This window comes from Nonomuraea sp. B208, assembly GCF_057536035.1.
The window spans coordinates 1-15,517 of sequence record NZ_BAAJOU010000004.1 but is presented as its reverse complement, the minus strand read 5'-3'; the positions used below and the strand labels follow the sequence as shown (position 1 = coordinate 15,517).

At 70.4% G+C, this 15,517-nt stretch carries 19 protein-coding genes; 11 read left to right on the top strand and 8 right to left on the bottom strand.

Features of this window, described 5'->3' with window-relative positions; all coding sequences use genetic code 11:
• The first annotated feature begins 103 nt into the window (after window positions 1-103).
• The gene (locus tag AC27IY_RS02555; protein ID WP_487177003.1) at window positions 104-1,543 is read left to right on the top strand and encodes an ATP-binding protein; all 1,440 of its coding nucleotides are present in this window, start codon (window positions 104-106) and stop codon (window positions 1,541-1,543) included.
• Between the two features lie 82 nt (window positions 1,544-1,625).
• A complete protein-coding gene (locus AC27IY_RS02550) occupies window positions 1,626-2,225 on the top strand; it encodes a dihydrofolate reductase family protein (RefSeq protein WP_487177002.1) in 600 nt (199 codons plus the stop codon).
• 64 nt (window positions 2,226-2,289) lie between these two features.
• On the opposite strand, the gene AC27IY_RS02545 is transcribed toward AC27IY_RS02550, so the two are convergent.
• From AC27IY_RS02545 to AC27IY_RS02535, 3 genes are all read right to left on the bottom strand, one after another.
• Complete coding sequence (locus AC27IY_RS02545) at window positions 2,290-2,577, bottom strand: hypothetical protein (protein ID WP_423445455.1); 288 nt, start codon at window positions 2,575-2,577, stop codon at window positions 2,290-2,292.
• Window positions 2,578-2,657: 80 nt separating this feature from the next.
• A complete protein-coding gene (locus AC27IY_RS02540) occupies window positions 2,658-3,449 on the bottom strand; it encodes a class I SAM-dependent methyltransferase (RefSeq protein ID WP_487177001.1) in 792 nt (263 codons plus the stop codon).
• Window positions 3,439-3,588 carry a hypothetical protein gene (locus tag AC27IY_RS02535; RefSeq protein WP_487177000.1) on the bottom strand — a complete coding sequence of 50 codons (150 nt, stop codon included), beginning with the start codon at window positions 3,586-3,588 and terminating at the stop codon, window positions 3,439-3,441. The genes AC27IY_RS02540 and AC27IY_RS02535 overlap by 11 nt, the downstream gene beginning before the upstream one ends.
• A 149-nt stretch (window positions 3,589-3,737) precedes the next feature.
• Between AC27IY_RS02535 and AC27IY_RS02530 the strand changes: the two genes are divergently transcribed.
• From AC27IY_RS02530 to AC27IY_RS02520, 3 genes are all read left to right on the top strand, one after another.
• The gene (locus tag AC27IY_RS02530) at window positions 3,738-4,004 is read left to right on the top strand and encodes a bromodomain-containing protein (protein WP_487176999.1); all 267 of its coding nucleotides are present in this window, start codon (window positions 3,738-3,740) and stop codon (window positions 4,002-4,004) included.
• Between the two features lie 81 nt (window positions 4,005-4,085).
• The gene (locus AC27IY_RS02525) at window positions 4,086-4,259 is read left to right on the top strand and encodes a hypothetical protein (protein WP_487176998.1); all 174 of its coding nucleotides are present in this window, start codon (window positions 4,086-4,088) and stop codon (window positions 4,257-4,259) included.
• A 12-nt stretch (window positions 4,260-4,271) separates the two neighbouring features.
• Window positions 4,272-4,763: a helix-turn-helix domain-containing protein gene (locus tag AC27IY_RS02520; protein WP_487176997.1), complete on the top strand. Its 492-nt coding sequence runs from the start codon at window positions 4,272-4,274 to the stop codon at window positions 4,761-4,763.
• Between the two features lie 1,064 nt (window positions 4,764-5,827).
• On the opposite strand, the gene AC27IY_RS02515 is transcribed toward AC27IY_RS02520, so the two are convergent.
• Window positions 5,828-6,043, bottom strand: a complete 216-nt coding sequence (locus tag AC27IY_RS02515) for a hypothetical protein (protein ID WP_487176996.1) — start codon at window positions 6,041-6,043, stop codon at window positions 5,828-5,830.
• A gap of 546 nt (window positions 6,044-6,589) precedes the next feature.
• Between AC27IY_RS02515 and AC27IY_RS02510 the strand changes: the two genes are divergently transcribed.
• Window positions 6,590-7,645 (top strand): LLM class flavin-dependent oxidoreductase, encoded by a 1,056-nt coding sequence (locus AC27IY_RS02510; protein ID WP_487176995.1) that lies wholly within the window; start codon window positions 6,590-6,592, stop codon window positions 7,643-7,645.
• A gap of 21 nt (window positions 7,646-7,666) precedes the next feature.
• On the top strand, window positions 7,667-9,163 hold the full coding sequence (locus AC27IY_RS02505) for an AMP-binding protein (RefSeq protein ID WP_487176994.1): 1,497 nt from the start codon (window positions 7,667-7,669) through the stop codon (window positions 9,161-9,163).
• Here the strand turns inward: AC27IY_RS02505 and AC27IY_RS02500 are convergent.
• Entirely contained in the window at window positions 9,139-9,798 is a 660-nt protein-coding gene (locus AC27IY_RS02500; RefSeq protein WP_487176993.1) for a TetR/AcrR family transcriptional regulator, read from the bottom strand. The genes AC27IY_RS02505 and AC27IY_RS02500 overlap by 25 nt on opposite strands.
• Window positions 9,799-9,896: 98 nt before the next feature.
• Here AC27IY_RS02500 and AC27IY_RS02495 point away from each other — a divergent pair, with 98 nt between their 5' ends.
• The 3 genes from AC27IY_RS02495 (at window position 9,897) to AC27IY_RS02485 (ending at window position 11,882) form a co-directional block, all read left to right on the top strand.
• Window positions 9,897-11,042 carry a cytochrome P450 gene (locus AC27IY_RS02495; RefSeq protein WP_487176992.1) on the top strand — a complete coding sequence of 382 codons (1,146 nt, stop codon included), beginning with the start codon at window positions 9,897-9,899 and terminating at the stop codon, window positions 11,040-11,042.
• Between the two features lie 115 nt (window positions 11,043-11,157).
• Window positions 11,158-11,529: a type II toxin-antitoxin system RelE/ParE family toxin gene (locus tag AC27IY_RS02490; protein WP_449942817.1), complete on the top strand. Its 372-nt coding sequence runs from the start codon at window positions 11,158-11,160 to the stop codon at window positions 11,527-11,529.
• Window positions 11,526-11,882: a helix-turn-helix domain-containing protein gene (locus AC27IY_RS02485; RefSeq protein WP_329583486.1), complete on the top strand. Its 357-nt coding sequence runs from the start codon at window positions 11,526-11,528 to the stop codon at window positions 11,880-11,882. The genes AC27IY_RS02490 and AC27IY_RS02485 overlap by 4 nt, the downstream gene beginning before the upstream one ends.
• A gap of 22 nt (window positions 11,883-11,904) precedes the next feature.
• Here the strand turns inward: AC27IY_RS02485 and AC27IY_RS02480 are convergent, their stop codons facing one another.
• Complete coding sequence (locus tag AC27IY_RS02480; RefSeq protein WP_487176991.1) at window positions 11,905-12,813, bottom strand: cyclase family protein; 909 nt, start codon at window positions 12,811-12,813, stop codon at window positions 11,905-11,907.
• A gap of 28 nt (window positions 12,814-12,841) precedes the next feature.
• On the opposite strand from AC27IY_RS02480, the gene AC27IY_RS02475 reads away from it, so the two are divergent.
• Entirely contained in the window at window positions 12,842-14,131 is a 1,290-nt protein-coding gene (locus AC27IY_RS02475) for a serine hydrolase domain-containing protein (RefSeq protein WP_487176990.1), read from the top strand.
• A gap of 5 nt (window positions 14,132-14,136) precedes the next feature.
• Here the strand turns inward: AC27IY_RS02475 and AC27IY_RS02470 are convergent, their stop codons facing one another.
• Entirely contained in the window at window positions 14,137-14,874 is a 738-nt protein-coding gene (locus AC27IY_RS02470; protein ID WP_487177036.1) for an SDR family NAD(P)-dependent oxidoreductase, read from the bottom strand.
• 8 nt (window positions 14,875-14,882) lie between these two features.
• On the bottom strand, window positions 14,883-15,464 hold the full coding sequence (locus AC27IY_RS02465; protein WP_449942811.1) for a cysteine hydrolase family protein: 582 nt from the start codon (window positions 15,462-15,464) through the stop codon (window positions 14,883-14,885).
• Window positions 15,465-15,517 lie beyond the last annotated feature (53 nt).

The window sequence follows — 15,517 nt, the reverse complement described above, 5'->3', positions numbered from 1 at the left end:
AGATGACGGTGCTGCGCCTGGCGGCGGTACACCTGCTCCTGCCCTAAGGCAGGGGTCTGATTCCTTCCCCGCCTGAAGGCGGGGGTCTCCTCGGAGGTTCCCGATGACCGAGACAGACGCTCGCGTCGACATCGACGAGCTGCGCAAACTCTTCCTGTTCGAGCGGCTGACCGACGCCCAGCTCGCCAAGCTCGCCGCCAGCGGCCGGATGGCCACGTTCGCGGCGGACGAGGACATCGTCCGGCAGGGCGAGCCGGCCGACTGCTTCGCCGTGCTGATCGAGGGCGAGATCCAGATGATCAGCGAGACGGTCAGCGCCGGCACCGTCGCCATGCCGCGCGTCTCCCAGCCCGGCGTGTACGGCGGCGCGACCAGCGCCTACCTCGGCGACCGCGCCCCCCAGACCTACCAGCACACGCTGCGCGCCACCGCCCCGTCGCGGATGTTCATCCTGCCGGCCAAGAAGTTCGCCTACATCGTGGCCGAATGGTTCCCGATGGCGATGCACCTGCTCGACGGCATGCTGTCGGGCGGGCGCATGCAGCGCGAGATCATCGACCGGCGGCAGCGGCTGACCGCGCTCGGCACCATCACCGCGGGCCTCACCCACGAGCTGAACAACCCGGCCGCGGCGGCCGTACGCGCCGTCGGCGAGCTGCGCCAGCTCATCAAGAACTCCCGGCTGCAGCTCGCCCAGCTCGCCGAGGACGGCATCCCACCGGAGAAGCTGCGGGCGCTCATCGAGGCGCAGGAGGCGTGCACGAGCAAGCTGGGCAAGCAGCCGCAGCGTTCGCCGCTGGAGATCTCCGACGCCGAGGACGAGCTCGGCGAGGCGCTGGACGAGCTGGGCGTCGAGGACGCCTGGGACCTCGCCCCCGCGCTGGTCCAGGCCGAGTTCTCCCTCAAGGACCTGGAGAAGATCCGCGGCAAGGTGGGCGAGGAGCACGCCCCGGCGGCGGTCCGCTGGCTGGCCGAGGCCGTCGAGATCTCGCAGATGCTGAGCGAGGTGGGCGAGGCGACCGAGCGCATCACCACGCTGATCCGCTCGGCGAAGCAGTACTCCCAGATGGACCGGGCGCCGTTCCAGAACGTGGACGTGCACGAGCTGCTCGACAGCACGCTCGCCATCTTCCGCGGCAAGATCCCGCCCGGCATCACGGTGGTCACCGACTACGACCGCACGCTGCCGCCCATCCCCTGCTACGCGGGTGAGCTCAACCAGGTGTGGACGAACCTCATCCACAACGCCCTCGACGCGATGGGCGAGGTCGGCACGCTGACCGTACGCACGGCGCACGACGAGGACGAGGCGATCGTCGAGATCGGCGACACCGGGCACGGGGTGCCCGAGGCGATCCTGGACCGCATCTTCGAGCCGTTCTTCACGACCAAGAGCGTGGGCGAGGGCACGGGGCTCGGCCTGGACATCTCCTACCGCATCGTGGCCGGCCGGCACGGCGGCGAGATCAAGGTGCGCTCGGTGCCCGGCGAGACGTGGTTCGAGGTGCGCCTGCCGCTGCGGGAGCCGGTGCCGACGGCCTGATCCCGTTGATGGTGCGCGCGGGCCGATGAGTTTCCGTGCCCGCGCCGGTCTCCTCTTCTGAACACCCGGAGAGGAGAACGGCATGAAGATCACCCTGGCGACGTTCCTGACGATGGACGGGGTCATGCAGGGGCCCGGCGGCCCCGAGGAGGACAGGAGCGGCGGCTTCGAGCACGGCGGCTGGCAGTTCACCTACGCCGACGAGGAGATGGGGTCGCACATCACCCGCTGGTTCGGCGAGGCGGACGCGTTCCTGCTGGGCCGGCGGACGTACGACATCTTCGCCGGCTACTGGCCGGCCGTCACCGACCCGGACAACCCGATCGCCGGGCCGCTCAACGCGCTGCCGAAGTACGTCGTCTCGACCACTCTGCGCAGCGCGGACTGGCACAACACGACGATCGTCCGCTCGCTGGACGACATCGCCGCACTGCGCGCCCAGCCCGGCCGCGAGCTGCAGATCCACGGCAGCGGCCTGCTCGCCCAGGCGCTGCTGGACCGGGGGCTGATCGACGAGCTGCGGCTGTACACGTTCCCGGTCGTGCTGGGCAGCGGGAAGCGGCTGTTCGAGCCGGGCCGGGTGCCGACGGCGCTGCGGCTGGTCGATTCGGTGAGGGGCGAGAGCGGCTGCGTGCTCAACGTCTACAGGCCGGCGGGCAAGCCGGGTTACGGCTCGTTCTGAGCGGTCACGGCTCGTTCTGAGCGGTCACGGCTCGTTCTGAGCGGTCACGGCTCGTTCTGAGCGGTCACGGCTCGTTTTGTGAGGTCACGCTCACCGGCATGTTCGACGGCTCGCCACCGAACATGATCACGATGTCGCGGCCGTTGGCGTAGCTCACCACCGGCCGCCGCAGCGCCTCGCCCGCCTGGCGGGCGACCGTCTGCCACAGATCGACCATCTCCGGGCTGTCGGCGGTGATCCTGAACCGGCCGCTCGCCCGCAGATGCTCGGTCACCAGCGGGACGAAGCCCGCCTCGGCACGGACACGCTCGTCCGGGGTCAGCGGGGTGCGCCGTAGGGCTGGGTCAGTCATCGTCGATCTCCTCATTGCGGCCGTCGGGTCCAGCTTGCCACGCCCCGGGGCCCGGCGAGCACCGCCGCGTCCGCAACCGGTCAGGACCGGCGGCCGACCGTCAGGACGGCCGACCAATGGCGGGTGAGCCGCCCGTCCGGACGGGCGGCGAGCAGGCGGCGGACCTCTCCGTAGAGGTGCGCCCGCTTGTCCGGCTCCATGGCGATATGACCGGAGAACGTGTCGAGCAGCGCGAGGTAGGCGTCGGCCGTGTAACGCAGCGCCCACAGGTAGCGCCGCGCCGCCACGACCGTGAACCGCCCGGAGGCGGCGAACTCGGCGGCGGTGGGATCGACTTCGTCCTCCGGCGGTGGCCACGGGCCGGGGTGGCCCTCGCCGATCTCCTCGTACACCTTCTGGATCTCGGCGAAGAACGGGTCGAAGCCGACGGGCAGCGCGTGGTCGGCGTTCCACACGGCCAGGTGGCCGCCGGGGGCGAGCAGCCGGGCGGCTTTGTCGTACTTGACCGCAGGATCCACCCACTTCCACGCCGTGGCCGCGTACACCAGGTCGAACCGGTCCCCCGCCGCCGGCTCCCACTCCTCGAAGGGCGACGTGACCACCGACACCCCGGCGAACCCGGCCAGCCGCCGCCGTGCCTCCCGCGCCAGCGCGGGCCCGAGCTCGACCGCCGTGATAGGGAAGCCCATCCGCGCCAGCGGCACCGTCGCCTTCCCCGGCCCACACCCCACTTCGAGCAGCCGCGCGGGCGGCCTGAGCCCGGTGATCGCGAGCAGGTCGGCGTAGAGCTCGCGGGGGTAGTCGGGGCGGGCGTCCTGGTAGGTCTCGGCCGCCACGTCGAAGGTCGCGCGCAGCCGCGCATCAGGGGACATTCCCCCGATTCTGGCAGCCCTCGCCGCCGATGGTCGCCGTCCAGCCGCCCCGCCTCAAGGTGATCACCCCCTCCAGGTCGATGGCCACCTCCGCGCCCCAGATCGGCAGCTCGCCGTACGTGAGCCAGTGCTCGCGCACGTTCCGGGTGCTCGACTACCAACGGGGCACACTGCGAACCGGACGGGGCGACCGCGGTGGCGAGACGGCGCGCATGCTCTTCTCAGGAGTCCCTGAGCAGATGCTCACTCACCGGGCCCAAGCGGCGACGCCGTTCTAGGCTGGCGGGCGTGCGCGTGTTGTACGTCGTCACCAGCGCGGCCCCCTCGCACGCCGGACCGGTCACCGACCTCGTGGCGGGAGCACAGGCCGCCCGCTGGCGGGTGTTCGTCGTCTCCACTCCCCTGGGCCTGCGCTTCCTCGATCGGGCACGCCTTGAGCAGCAGACGGGAGAGCCGGTACGCAGCGAGTTCCGGACCCCCGGAGAGGGCAAGGAACTGCCCAGAGCCTACGCGGTCATAGCGGCGCCGATGACCTTCAACACGATCAACAAATAGGCTCTGGGAATCACGGACAACTTCGCGACCGGCCTGCTGTGCGAACTGACCGGCTACGGCGTGCCGATCGTGGCCGTCCCCATGCTCAAACCCGCCCTCGCCCGGCACCTCGCCTTCCAGAACAGTCTCCACGTGCTGCGGCAGATGGGCGTGACCTTGATGTTCGATCCGTCGGCTCCCTATGAGAGACGCATGCCCACCTGGGACAATGTGCTCAGCGAGCTGGACCGGGCGACAGGCGGCACGTCCGCCTAGGGCAGGGGCCTCATGGACGATCAACGCGACATCGGCGGGCGCATCGCCAGGCAGCGGCGACGGCGCGGCCTGTCACAGCAGGCGGTGGCCGGGCTGGTCGGCCGGTCGGAGAGCCGGCTCAGCCAGGTCGAGCGCGGAGTACGCCGGATCGACAGCCACAGTGTGCTGGAGCGGCTGGTGCAGGTGCTGGGCGTGAGCGTCAGCGAGTTGGTCGACGCCGGTCCGCCGGGCGCCGAGTCTCGCTACCGGCCAGGCGAAGGGATCCGGGAGGCGATGCTGCGCTACGACGGGCTCTCACCGGCTCCCGGCCGGGCGGAGAGCCTGCGCGTGAAGGTCGAGCAGGTGGCAAGTAAGTCAGTCTCGACGACTGGCGAGGAATATAAAAATACCTATTATTCCAAAAAAGGCGGCGATGGCGAATGCAACGTCTCCCGAAAGGCTAATTTCGTTTTCGTGGAGCCACCAGCCTACCATAGAGGCAGCAGCCGAAATGGTAAGCAGTAACAGCACCAAACGCTTGGCGGTTATATAGAAAGGGCCAAAAATGCGAGCTGCCAGCGCGGAGACCAATAGGGCAGCCGCCACGCCGAACATGATTCTACCCTCTACCTCGAAACCTCCATTCGAGTAAAAACCTAGACCGACAACGGCAGCCATGATGGCAAGAATGAAAATTATTACACCTTGGGCATTTGAAGGAGCGGTGCTATATGGCTTGCCTGGAGAGTGGAGCTTTTTATTTCTTGCCCCTGTTGTCGTGTGCACAGGAGGGCGTGTAGGGCTTGCTTTTCCCGACCTTCTTGAGCGGCGTTGCTCCATGTACGCCAGGAAGGCAACTACCGTCCCAACGACGGTGGCTATAGTGGCGAGGTCCACGTTGGCAATTCTGGCCGAGCCGGCATCATTCCGCTAGTGGCGGCTACAGCGTTGACGGTCACGCTTGTGGCACGACAAATACTCGGTCGATCTCGCAAGAAGTCTAGTTATATGGGACGTTCCCGCAGTTCACACCCCCTGTACTAGCCATATGGTTGTCCTAGATCGGGTGCCGGTTGGCCGAGGCCGTGACGATCGCATACTTCGGTGCGCGCCGTTCGTGATCGGGGCGAGCGATGCCAAGATCCTCCTTGTCGCGACTCGGCACTGAGAGAGACCATGGCTGAGTGAGTGTTTGAGATCGATGATCTTCGTTAGTCGCAGGCGATTTTGGCCCATCGCCGAGCGGGACCCCTGCGGTTAAGACGCTGGGCCATCCGGCGATGGCGGCCGAGCGGATGATGGCCTCGGAGACCTTCGGGGATCGTTAGTAGTCGCGGGCCAGACGACGACAGGCGGTCAGCCAAGCAAGCATCCTTTCCACCCACCCAACGCCGTGCGATGACGCTTAAGTCGTGCTGATCAGCGGGCTCACGGACGATCTCCAATGTGATGCGCAGGGTGTCGCGTGGCCCAGTCCACCAACCGGCCGGCGAGCCCCTGGTCAGCGAAGACGTGCCGGATCGAGGTGGTCAGGTACGCCGACAGCAAGGCGGGCTTGGCACCGTCACGGTCCTACCAGCTCGCCGCCATCACCGCGACGGTGACCAGCAGTCCGATGGTGTCGTGATGATGAACCGCTTACGACCGTTGACCTTCTTACCGGCGTCATAGCCGCGGCTGCCACACCCGACGGTGTCGACGCCCTCGATGCTCTGCGAGTCGATGAAGCCCGCGGACGGCTCATCGACGCGGCCGTCTTGGCGACGGGCTTTGATGCGCAGCTCGCGCAGCAGGTCCTCGGTCACGCCAGTCTGTCCACCATCCGGCGCTACGCGCTGGCCATCGGGATGGACATCTTCTACTCGGTGAGCGTGCCAGGAGGAGCAAGTCAGACAAGCTCCACACCCGCCAAGATCCAGGTGTGCGGCTGGGAGCCGGCAAGGCCGCAAACGTCCGGCACGGCGAGCATCAGCCTCAGGCGAGCAGCCCCGTGATGGAGGATTCCTCGTCCTCTCGGATTCCGGCAACACCGATCAGACGACCGGGACGATCCGCATGCTCAGGGCAGGCTGGTCAATGACCGGTCCAGTCGTACCCTCGTCGGCGGTGGTGGGCTTCCTGCGCGTTCCGTGGGATGACGTCAAGGACGATCTCGCCTTCCGCCTTTAGTCCCCCCGGTAATCGAGTAACGCGCGGGTGTTTGTGGGGGGTCGAAGGGGGGCGGAGCCCCCCTGGGAGGCGCTGTCTGGAGCCTCTTGGCGCGGAGCGCCCCCGGCGGAAGGCCGTGCTTTTGGGTCCGAGCGTGATACGCTCCCAAGCGAGCGCTTGGTTTACCTCCGAGGGGCCGCCGCATGAAGTTCTCGACCTTCCACCTCTTCCACCGTTTCGACGGCCAGAGCTTCAAGGACGTCTACGACTACCACCTGGAGCTCATCGAGCTGGCCGAGGAGCTGGGCTTCGACGGGGTACGGCTGGCCGAGCACCACTTCCGCGACTACGGCGTCGTCCCCAACCTGTTCACCATGCTCGCCCACGCCGCCGCCCGCACCGAGCGGCTGCGGCTTGGCACCGGGATCGTCGTCCTGCCCCTGCACAACCCCGTTCACGTGGCCGAGGAGGCCGCGCAGGTGGACGTGTTGTCCGGCGGGCGGCTGGAGCTCGGCATCGGGCGCGGCTACCAGAGTTACGAGTTCGAGGGGTTCGGGATCGATCTGGCCGAGGCGCGCGACCGGTTCAACGAGGCGCTGGAGGTGATCGTCGGGCTCTGGACGCGGGAGGCGTACCGGCACGAGGGGAAGTTCTACCGGACCGGGACGGAAGTGTCGCTGGTGCCCCGGCCCGTGCAGGCCCCCCATCCGCCGCTGCACGTGGCGGCGGTCTCCCCCGAGACCGTCACCATGTACGCCGAGCGCGGCCTGCCCATCCTGGCCGACCCGGCGGCGACGTTCAGGAAGGTCGTCAAGGCGGCCGAGACGTGGCGGGAGACGGCGGCGCGGGCCGGGCATCCGGAGGGGGCCGAGCTGGTGGTGGCCCGCAGCGTGTACGTCGCCCCCACCCTGGAACGGGCCCGCGAGGACCAGGAGCGGTTCGAGGCGTCGTTCGACCGCTCACGCATCTTCAACGACCGCAGCGCCCCCATCGACCCCAGGACCGGCCGGGCCGCCCAGGGCTTCGAGTACTACCAGGACCGCTATCTCAAGGGCGGCACGGTCTCGTCCGACTTCCGGTGGGAGCAGCTGGAGGTCATCGGGGACCCGGCGCGGGTCGTCGAGCAGATCACGCTGCTCAGGGACGCCGGGTTCTCGAACCTGCTCTGCGACTTCGGCAGCACCCGCCCGATGCCGCTCGCGGACATGAAGCGGGTCATGCGCTTCTTCGCCGCCGAGGTCATGCCCGCCTTCCAGTAACCCCCCTCCCGGAGGCTGACAATGATCCACAGCCTGTCCCTGTCCGACGTACTCGCCGAGCACGCCCGCAGCCGCCCCGGTACGACGGCCGTGGTGGACGGGGAGCTCCGGCTCACCTATCCCGAGCTGGACGCCCGCGTGTCCCGGCTCGCCGGCGCGCTGGCCGGGCGCGGTGTCGGCGCCGGCGACCGGGTGCTTTGGCTCGGCCAGAACAGTCACGCCGTCCTGGAGCTGCTGCTCGCGTGCAGCCGCCTGGGCGCGGTGTTCTGCCCGGCGAACTGGCGGCAGTCGGCGGACGAGCTGCGCTTCGTGCTCCAGGATCTCGCCCCGGCGGCCGTGGTCTGGGAGCACTCGGACGCCGTCGGCACCCTCGACCACGACGACCGGTGGGTGCGGGCGGGGGCGGACTACGAGGAGCTGGTGGCGGGCGGGACGGAGCGGGAGTTCCCGCAGGTCGCCGACACCGAGCCGGTCCTCGCGCTCTACACCGCCGCCTTCGACGGGCGCCCGAACGCGGCCCTGCTCAGCAGCGCCGCCCTGGTGGCGCACGCGACGTCGCTGCTCGTCGTACGCCAGATGGAGCCGGGCTTCACCTTCCTCAACAACGGGCCGCTCTTCCACGTCGGGACGATGATGTTCTGCCTGGCCACGCTACAGATCGGCGGCACGAACGTCTTCACCCCCGCCTTCGACCCCGAGGAGGTGTGCCGGCTGGTGGACGCCGAGCGGGTGACGCAGGCGTTCCTGTTCGGGCCGATGATCGACGCGGTGGTGAAGGCGAACGCGGGCGGCAAGTACGACCTGTCCTCGCTGCGCTTCGTGGCCGCCTCCGACGAGTGGAACGCGATGATCACGGTCGACGACTCGCCGTGGTGCCGGTCGAAGATGGGCGGGTACGGGCAGACCGAGGTGGGCGGCATGCTGACGTTCCTGGGGCTGGCGGAGGGCGGGGCCGGGTACGCGGGGCGGCCGTCGCCGCTGGCGCAGGTGCGGATCATGGGGCCGGACGACGTGGAGGTGGCGGCGGGCGAGGTGGGCGAGATCTGCGCCCGCGGCAAAACCCTTTTCTCCGGATATCTCGCCCGGCCCGACTTAAATGCGGAGAAGCTGCGGAACGGCTGGCACCACACCGGCGACCTCGGCCGCCGCGAACCCGACGGCACCATCACCTTCATCGGCCCCAAACTGCGCATGATCAAGTCCGGCGCCGAGAACATCTACCCGGCGGAGGTCGAACGCGCGCTCAAGTCCCATCCGGCCGTGGCGGACGCCGCCGTGATCGGCGTCCCGGACCCGGCCTGGCACCAGGCGGTCAAGGCCGTCGTGGCGCTGCGCGAGGGGGCCGCGGCGACCGCCGAGGAGCTGATCGAGCACGTCAGAGGCCAGGTCGCGGCGTACAAGAGGCCGCGGGAGGTGGCGTTCGTCGCGGAGATCCCGAAGCGCGGCTTCACCCCCGACTACGACGCCCTCGACGCCGCCCACGGCGGCGGCAACTATCCGGGCTCGCCGCCCGCCTGACGGGCGATCGGCAGGCCCGGCTGACGGGCGACCGGCAGGCCCGGCTGACGGGCGACCGGCAGGCCCGCCTCCAGGTGGGCAAGGGCCTGGTCGAACGCGGCGGGCGCGTCGAGCCCGGGATCGGCGGCCCACTCGAACCACACCGCGAGCATCACGCCCGAGACCGCCCCGGTGACGTTGCGGATCTCGGGGTCGTCGGGGCCGCGGCCCTCGCGCGCGGCCAGCTCGGCGCGCAGGCCGGCGAGGACGCCGCGGATGTTGTCGATGCTCGCCGTCCACAGCTCGGGGACGGTGAACATGAGCCGCTCGCGCTCCAGGCCGTCGTTGCGCTCCTCCGGCGTCTGCGCCGCGAACGCCCGGCCGATCGCGGCGCGTACGGCCTGGACGGGGTTGAGCTCGGGCGGGGCGGCCCGCAGCGCCTCGATGAAGGGCGGGTACTGGTCGACCAGCACCAGATCCTCCTTCGTCGGGAAATAGCGGAAAACGGTGCTGGGGGCGACCTCGGCCGCCTCCGCGATCTGCTCGACCGTCGTCTCCGCGTAGCCCCGCTCGCGGAACAGCCGCAGCGCCGCCTTCTGGATCAGGGCCCTGGTCTTGGCCTTCTTCCGCTCCCGGAGGCCCGGTCCGTCGCTCATGGAATCGCATTCTGGAGGGTTCGCCCCGGCACGTCCACTCACGGCCTCTTTCCAACTTCCGCTAGTCAACTCCGATTTGAGAGTCTACTCTCACAATCATGCGCAGACTTCCCGTCGAACGTGACCCGCGACGCCCCCTCGACCCCCCGCCCGCCCTCCGCGGCCTGCCGCCCATGACCCGCCTGGAGATGGCCGACGGCCACCTCGGCTGGCTCGCCACCACGCTCGACGCCGCCCGCGCGGTCCTCGGCGACCCCCGGTTCAGCGCCCGGCAGGAGCTCAAGCACCCCGCCGTACGGTCGTCGGTCGCCGTCGCCGGGTCCGGCCGCCCCGCGCCGCCGGGCTTCTTCGCCACCACCGACCCGCCCGAGCACACCCGCTACCGGCGGCTGCTCACCGGCCAGTTCACGGTGCGCAGGATGCGCCTGCTGGAGCCGCGCATCGAGCGCATCGCGGCCGACCACCTCGACGCCATGGCCGCGGCGGGGCCGCCCGCCGACCTGGTGACCGCGTACGCGCTGCCGATCCCGTCCATGGTCATCTGCGAGCTGCTCGGCGTCCCGTACGCCGACCACGACTTCTTCCAGGAACGCAGCCGCGAGCTGGTCACGCCCGGCGGGGACGCCGCGGGCGCGAACGCCGACCTGCACGCCTACCTCGCCGAGCTGGTGCGCCGCAAGCGGGCCGCGCCCGGCGACGACCTGATCAGCGGGCTGACCGGCGAGCTCGCCGACGACGAGCTGGCCAACGTCGCGGTGATCCTGCTCGTCGCCGGGCACGAGACCACCGCGAACATGCTCGCCCTCGGCGTCCTCGCCCTGCTCACGTCCGGCCTGACGTACGAGGAGGGCGCGGAGGAGGAGCTGCTGCGCTGGCTGTCGATCCTCCACCTCGGCGCGCCCAGCCGGACCGCGCTGGAGGACGTGGAGGTGGCCGGCGTACGGGTCGCGAAGGGCGAGACGGTGGCGCTGTCGCTGCCCATGATCAACCGCGACCCGGCCTTCTTCACCGCCCCGGACACGCTCGACCCGGCCCGCCCGGACGCCCGCCGCCACCTGGCCTTCGGCCACGGCGTCCACCAGTGCCTCGGCCAGCAACTCGCCAGGAACGAGCTGCGCATCGGCTACCGCGCCCTGTTCGAGCACTTCCCCGACCTGCGACTGGCCGTCCCCGCCACCGAGGTCCCGCTCCGCCAGGACGCGGTGGTGTTCGGCGTCGGCCGCCTCCCGGTCACCTGGGACTGAAGGATTAGTAGCGGCTGATTTGAGACAACAGCCAAGATCGAGGAAGTGGGCGTGGGCCAGACCTGGTACCCGCCATCGCCACGAGTTACCATCAAGTGCATATACTATGGATGGTATGTCTCAGTGGGGGATCGACCTGGAGCCGGAGGTGGAGTCTTGGCTGGACGGGCTTTCCTTTTCGCTGTACCAGCGGGTCATGCGGAACGTGGACGACTACCTCGTCACAGGCGGCATCCCCGATGGGGATCACGTGAAGAAGCTGAAGGACGCCGAAGGTGTGCACGAGCTGCGTGTTGCTCTTGACCGCACGACCTGGCGGTTGACCTTCTGGAAGCCGGCCGACAAGGTCATCGTGATCCTGACTGTTTTCCGCAAGACACAGGATGGGACGCAGACGGCCGACATCGATCGTGCGATCGCTGCCAAGAAGCGATGCGAGGCAGAGCACGACCTAACCACCACGCACGTGTTCGAGAGGAGCGCATGATGGGTCACAGCCGTTGGGAAACCTACAAGGCGAAGCGTCTGCGCGAGATGGAGGCGGATGCGCAGCCCCACGCCGAGTACGAGCAGGCGGGCCGTGACCTGGAGCTCGGCGACCAGCTGCGTGAGATCCGTAAGCGCCGAGGTTTGTCGCAGAAGGTCGTAGCGGAGCGCGCCGGGATGTCCCAGCCCGCCCTGTCTCGCATCGAGGGCGGTGGCGGCATCCCGGATATAGCGACACTGTTGCGCCTCGGCGCGGCAATGGGGGTTCGATTCCGCGTCGAGCTCGTCGTCGACGACGACACCACGGAAATCGAGCCGCTGACAGTGCATCACCGACAGCTCGCGAACGCATAGGAGCCTTACTCCTCCAGTGGCGCTAGAGGATCGCGAGTGGGGTCAGGGGGCTGCCGGTGCCGCCCTCGACGCGCAGGGGGGCCGCCACGAACACGAACTCCGTACGGCCCGTCGCCGCCAGCTCCTCCAGCCACAGCAGCTCGATCAAGTGGATGCCGTGCCGGTGGAGCAGGATGAGGTGCAGGTCGTCGGCCATTCCCTCACCCGCCAGGCCGCGCGCGTCGAGGCCGCCGATGGCGGCGTTGTCCGCGGCCACCACGGCGACGTCGTGGGCGGCGAGCCAGCGTCCGGCCGCCGCCGACAGGCCCGGCTGGCCCGACCAGTACTCCTCGGGCGACCGTTCCCACACCTGCGGCCAGCCGGTACGGATCACCGCCACGTCCCCGGGCCGCGGCACGGCGATCTCCTCCAGTTCGCCGGGCTCGATCCGGTGCCCGGCGGGCAGGTGGTCGAGGCCGAGCCGCCGGGGCACGTCGAACAGCACCCCCCGGGCGACCACGCCGCCGACCCGCTCGATGCCGCACCGGGTGGCGCCGTACGAGCGGACGCGGGCCGCCGGATGGCCGTTGTAGAGCCGGTCGCCGGACCACATGTGGCACAGGGCGTCCATGTGGGTGGTCGTGCCGTGCGGGGTCACGACGAGGGCGTCGTCTGCCACGCACAGGCCCTCGCCGATCGGCCGCGCGCCGGCCGCGTAGTCGCCGCCGTCCACGGACATGAAGTGCTGCGGCAGCGGCCGGCCGCGCAGGTGCGGCACGGTCGTGGGCGCGGGCGAGGAGGTCGCGCCGCGGATCGGCAGGGCCAGGCTCAGCACCTCGCCGGTCGTGGCCGCGCGCAGGGCGTCGAGGACCACGGACGGGGTGAGGAGGTTCAGGGTGCCGCGCTGATCGTCTGGGCCGAATCGTCCCCAGTTGTTAGGCTCGTGAACCACGTAAGCGCTCCCTTTCCGTGGAGGTCCGATGCACTGCGATCCCCGTTTCTCCCGCGTCCGCGAGGTCTTCGAACGGCACTTCGCCGACGGGGAGGAGCTCGGCGCGGCCTTCGCCGTCTACCAGGACGGCGAGCTGGTCGTGGACCTGTGGGACGGCGTCGCCGACCGGAACACGGGACGGCCCTGGGAGCGCGACACGCCCGCCTTCGCCTACTCCTGCACGAAGGCGGTCACCGCCACCGTGCTGCTGCAGCTCGCCGAGCGCGGGCTGGTGGACGTGAGCGCGCCGGTGGCCGACGTGTGGCCGGAGTTCGCGGCGCGGGGCAAGGGGGCGATCACCGTCGAGCACCTGCTCACCCACCAGTCGGGGCTGCCGGTGCTGGAGGAGCCGGTGCCGGTGGAGGAGTTCGAGGACCAGGCCGCCATCGCGGCCCGGCTCGCCGGGCAGGAGCCGCTGTGGGAGCCGGGGACGGCGCACGGCTATCACGCGCTGACGTACGGGTTCCTGGTGGGCGAGGTGGTCCGGCGGGTGACCGGCAAGTCGGTGGGCGAGCTGGTGGCGGCGGAGATCGCCGGGCCGCTCGGACTGGAGATGTGGGTGGGCGCGCCGGATGACGTGATCTCGAGGACGGCGCGGCTGAAGGCGGCCGAACGGCCCCAGGGGCTCAAGGTCACCGAGGCCGGCGCCGCGCCCACGGGCGAGGGCGCCGCCACAGGCGGGGGCGCCAGCGGAGGCGCGGGTCAGGGCGCGGGCGCGGGTCAGGGCGCGGGCGCGGCCGGTGCGGGCCCGGACGCGAGCGGTGCGGCCCCCAACGGGCAGGGGCGGCCTGATGACGTGTTGGCCGCGATGACCAGAGCCGCGCTCGACCCCCAGAGCCTCATGAACCGCGCCCTCGGCAACCCCGCCATGCACCGCGTCCAGGGCGGCGCGAACAACCCGATCATCCTGCGCGCCGGCTGGCCGGCCGCCGGCCTGGTGACCACGGCCAGGGGCCTGGCCGGCTTCTACCGCTCCCTCGCCGCCGGCGACATCCTCAGCCCCGGGACGCTGCGCGAGGCCACCCGTACCCGGGTGAACGGCCCCGACCGCGTCCTGCTCCTGGACACGGCGTTCGGGCTGGGCTACATGCGGCCGTCGCTGACGTTCCTGATGCCGGCGGCGAGCGCGTTCGGGCACAGCGGCATGGGCGGCTCCATCGGCCTCGGCGACCCCGAGCGCGGGCTCGGCATCGCGTACGTCATGAACAAGATGGCCAACGCGCTCTCCGGCAACCTGCGCGGCATCCGCCTGGTGGAGGCGGTGTACCAGTCCATCTGAGCCGGTCAATGCATCGTGACGCCGCCGCTGACGGACAGCGTCTGGCCGGTGATGTACGCCGCCCGGTCGGTGCAGAGGAAGGCGACCAGCCCGGACACGTCCTGCGGCGTGCCGAGGCGGCGCAGCGGGATGCCCCGGGCGATCCGGTCGACCAGCCCCGGCTCGGCCGCCGAGACCCGTCGCAGCATCGGCGTGTCCGTCGGTCCCGGGCAGACCACGTTCGAGGTGACCTGGCCGCGGGCGGCCTCCCTGGCGAGCGTCTTGGCCAGCCCGAACAGGCCCGCCTTGGTGGCCGCGTACGCGCCCTCGCCGCCGGAGCCGGCCCGCGCCCCGTCGCTGGAGACGAACACCAGCCGCCCCCAGCCCCTCGCCGTCATCCCGGGCAGCAGCAGCTTGGTCAGCAGCATGGGCCCGCGCAGGTTGACCTGCCACATGAGGTCCCACGAGGCCGGGTCGCTCTCCGCGAACGGCCCGATCACCGCGACCCCGGCATTGTGCACGAGCACGTCCACGTCCCCGGCCACGCGGACGAACGCCGTGATCGACTCCGGGTCGGTGAGGTCCAGGGCGACGGCCCGCGCGCCCGTCAGGGCGGCGGCGGCCTGCCGCGCGCCGGGCAGGTCCACGTCGGCGAGCACGACGCGGGCGCCGAGCGCGGCCAGGTCGGTGGCGATGGCCGCGCCGATCGCGCCCGCTCCCCCGGTGACGACGGCGGTCCTGCCGTCGAGCCGCATGCCGTCCATCGGGCCGCTCACTTCCACGTCCCGGCGAGGTCGGCGGCGGTGGCGCGGGTGGCGAGGAGACTGATCGTGTTCCACAGGACGGCCCGCGCGTAGTCCTCAGGGATGCCCGCGACCGCGTCCGTGACGACCGTGACCCGGTAGCCGAGGTTGACCGCCTCCAGCGCCAGCCCCGGGATGCCGAGGTTGAGCGAGACCCCGGTGGCGACCACGGTGGAGACGCCGAGCGAGCGCAGCGTCATGTCGAGCGAGGTACCGGTGAACGGCGAGAAGCCGTGGTGTCTGCGGCTCTCCAGGTCGCCGGGGTCGCGCAGCTCGGGCAGCACCTCGACGGCCGGGGTGCCCTCCAGCATGTGGGCGGGGTCCTTGAGGAGGGAGACGATGAAGGGGCAGTTCGCGGTGTGGGAGCCGGCCCGGTCGGCGCGGAAGGCGGCCGTGCAGTGGACGACCGGGATCGCGGCGGCGCGGGCGGCCGTGAGGAGCCGGGCGGTGTTGGGGACGACGTCGTGCCGCTCGCATGCCGCCCGCAGGTCCGGAAATTTCGTGAGATCACCGACGACGCCCCGCTGCATCTCCATCACGAGCACCGCCACGCCCTCCACCCGCCCACCCCTCTCCACTTACCCGAGCGCTTGCTTGGCATATT

Coding starts and splice junctions, on each gene's coding strand:
- AC27IY_RS02555 (WP_487177003.1), top strand. CDS start 104: ATGACCGAGACAGACGCTCGCGTCGACATCGACGAGCTGCGCAAACTC.
- AC27IY_RS02550 (WP_487177002.1), top strand. CDS start 1,626: ATGAAGATCACCCTGGCGACGTTCCTGACGATGGACGGGGTCATGCAG.
- AC27IY_RS02545 (WP_423445455.1), bottom strand. CDS start 2,577: ATGACTGACCCAGCCCTACGGCGCACCCCGCTGACCCCGGACGAGCGT.
- AC27IY_RS02540 (WP_487177001.1), bottom strand. CDS start 3,449: ATGTCCCCTGATGCGCGGCTGCGCGCGACCTTCGACGTGGCGGCCGAG.
- AC27IY_RS02525 (WP_487176998.1), top strand. CDS start 4,086: ATGCTCAAACCCGCCCTCGCCCGGCACCTCGCCTTCCAGAACAGTCTC.
- AC27IY_RS02520 (WP_487176997.1), top strand. CDS start 4,272: ATGGACGATCAACGCGACATCGGCGGGCGCATCGCCAGGCAGCGGCGA.
- AC27IY_RS02510 (WP_487176995.1), top strand. CDS start 6,590: ATGAAGTTCTCGACCTTCCACCTCTTCCACCGTTTCGACGGCCAGAGC.
- AC27IY_RS02505 (WP_487176994.1), top strand. CDS start 7,667: ATGATCCACAGCCTGTCCCTGTCCGACGTACTCGCCGAGCACGCCCGC.
- AC27IY_RS02500 (WP_487176993.1), bottom strand. CDS start 9,798: ATGAGCGACGGACCGGGCCTCCGGGAGCGGAAGAAGGCCAAGACCAGG.
- AC27IY_RS02495 (WP_487176992.1), top strand. CDS start 9,897: ATGCGCAGACTTCCCGTCGAACGTGACCCGCGACGCCCCCTCGACCCC.
- AC27IY_RS02490 (WP_449942817.1), top strand. CDS start 11,158: ATGTCTCAGTGGGGGATCGACCTGGAGCCGGAGGTGGAGTCTTGGCTG.
- AC27IY_RS02485 (WP_329583486.1), top strand. CDS start 11,526: ATGATGGGTCACAGCCGTTGGGAAACCTACAAGGCGAAGCGTCTGCGC.
- AC27IY_RS02475 (WP_487176990.1), top strand. CDS start 12,842: ATGCACTGCGATCCCCGTTTCTCCCGCGTCCGCGAGGTCTTCGAACGG.
- AC27IY_RS02470 (WP_487177036.1), bottom strand. CDS start 14,874: ATGGACGGCATGCGGCTCGACGGCAGGACCGCCGTCGTCACCGGGGGA.